This is a genomic window from Rhizobium ecuadorense (assembly GCF_001187535.1).
Lineage (GTDB): Bacteria > Pseudomonadota > Alphaproteobacteria > Rhizobiales > Rhizobiaceae > Rhizobium > Rhizobium ecuadorense.
The window spans coordinates 1-328 of sequence record NZ_LFIO01000069.1 but is presented as its reverse complement, the minus strand read 5'-3'; the positions used below and the strand labels follow the sequence as shown (position 1 = coordinate 328).

Annotated in this window: 1 protein-coding gene; it reads right to left on the bottom strand. The window is 62.2% G+C overall.

Translation table 11 applies throughout. The annotated features are described in order from the left end of the window. Window positions 1-328 (bottom strand): ATP-binding cassette domain-containing protein (locus tag AF337_RS46195; RefSeq protein ID WP_152970878.1); only part of this gene is annotated, 328 nt, incomplete at both ends.

The window sequence follows — 328 nt, the reverse complement described above, 5'->3', positions numbered from 1 at the left end:
GTCATCGGTTACGAATGCCAGTCCTGCCCTGCGAGCAGCCGCGATCGATTTAAGCCTGGTCGGTCTGCCACCAATCGTAATGTCCCCATGCCATTGGCCCGGCACGCCTGTTCCGTAGAGTGCGCTCAAGAGCTCGGTTCGACCCGCCCCCATAACGCCAGCGAGCCCGACGATTTCGCCGCTACGAACATCGAGATCGACTTTGATTGGCGCTTGCCACCCGGGAGACGCGCGATGTGGGCGGAAGGAAGCCTGCCGCATCCGCAGGAGCACGTCACCAACACTATGGGCGCGGCGCGGATAAAGCTCGTTCAAAGGACGTCCGACG